This window comes from Methylibium sp. T29, assembly GCF_000576205.1.
In the GTDB taxonomy this organism is placed as follows: domain Bacteria; phylum Pseudomonadota; class Gammaproteobacteria; order Burkholderiales; family Burkholderiaceae_C; genus Methylibium; species Methylibium petroleiphilum.
In genome coordinates, this window is sequence record NZ_AZND01000493.1 from 1 (window position 1) to 1,323 (window position 1,323).

Genomic DNA, 1,323 nt, shown 5'->3' on the forward strand with positions numbered 1-1,323 from the left:
CGGCCGGTCGGGCGCTGCAGCCACGTTCGGCGGGGTGGGCGCGGGGACCGGTGCCGGGGCGGACGCGGGCGGCGAAGGCTGGGAAGGCGCCGGCGTCGGAACGGGAATGGGCACCACGCAGGCGCCGAGACTGAGGCACGCCATCACGGCAAGGGTCGATCGCAGGGGGTGCATGGCAGAGCTCCTCGGGATTCAGGGGTGACGCCGCTGCAGTGCGGTGGCGCGGATCGCGCTCAGCGTGCTGCGCGTGGTGCTGACCTCGGTGTCGAGTATCAGGTGCAGCAAGGTCGGTTCGTCGCGCGCCAGCGCGGCGCCGAAGGCTGGTGCGAAGCCTTCGGTGCGCTCGATGCGCTCGGCCGCCCAGCCGAAGGCCCGCGCCAGCCCCACGAAGTCGGGATTCACCAGATCGCTGCCGCTGACGCGGCCCGGGAACTCGCGTTCCTGGTGCATGCGGATCGTGCCGTAGCTCGCGTTGTCGACCAGCACCACGATGGGCCGGGCCCCGTGCGCCCGTGCCGTGGCGAGTTCCTGCACCGTCATCAGCCCGTCGCCGTCGCCGGTGAAGGCAACGACGCAGCGGCCCGGCAGCAGCAGGCTGGCTGCGACGGCAGCCGGGATGCCGTAGCCCATGGCCCCCGAGGTCGGCGAGAGCTGGCTGCCGAGGCCACGGTAGCGCCAGTAGCGGTGCAGCCAGCCGCTGAAGTTGCCGGCACCGTTGGTGACGACGGTATCGGCCGGCGCGAGCCGCTGCACGGTCTTCACGACCTCGGCCAGGTCGAGCGGCGCCACCGGCAGCGGCAGGAGGTTGGCCTGGTAGTCGGCCTGCGCTGCGGCGGCCCAGGCCGACCATGGCACGGCAGCCGGTGCCGCCAGCGTTTCCAGCGCGCGCGCCGCGTTCGCCATCGAAGACTGCAGCAGCAGGTCGGCGGCGTAGACGCTGCCCAGTTCCTCCGCGCCGGCGTGAACGTGGATCAGCGTCTGCCGCGGACGCGGCGCGGCCAGCAGTGCATAGCCGCCGGTGGTCATCTCGCCCAGCCGCGGGCCGAGGGCCAGCACCAGATCGGCATCGCGCACCCGCGCGGCGAGCTTCGGGTTCACGCCGATGCCCACGTCGCCGGCGTAGAGCGGGTGGTGGTTGTCGAACAGGTCCTGGAAGCGGAAGGCACACGCCACGGGCAGCTGCCAGTTCTCGGCGAAGCGCTGCAGTGCCTGCACCGCGCCGGCGTCCCAGCCGCTGCCGCCGGCGATCAACACGGGCCGTTGCGCGGCGAGTAGCCGGGTGCGCACCTCGCGCAGCGCGCCGGGCGCGGGCCAGGCCTGGCC

Annotated in this window: 1 protein-coding gene; it reads right to left on the reverse strand. The window is 73.5% G+C overall.

The annotated features are described in order from the left end of the window. Nucleotides 1-192 precede the first annotated feature (192 nt). A partial coding sequence (locus x551_RS22310; protein WP_036251702.1) for a thiamine pyrophosphate-dependent enzyme occupies nucleotides 193-1,323 on the reverse strand: 1,131 nt, incomplete at its 5' end.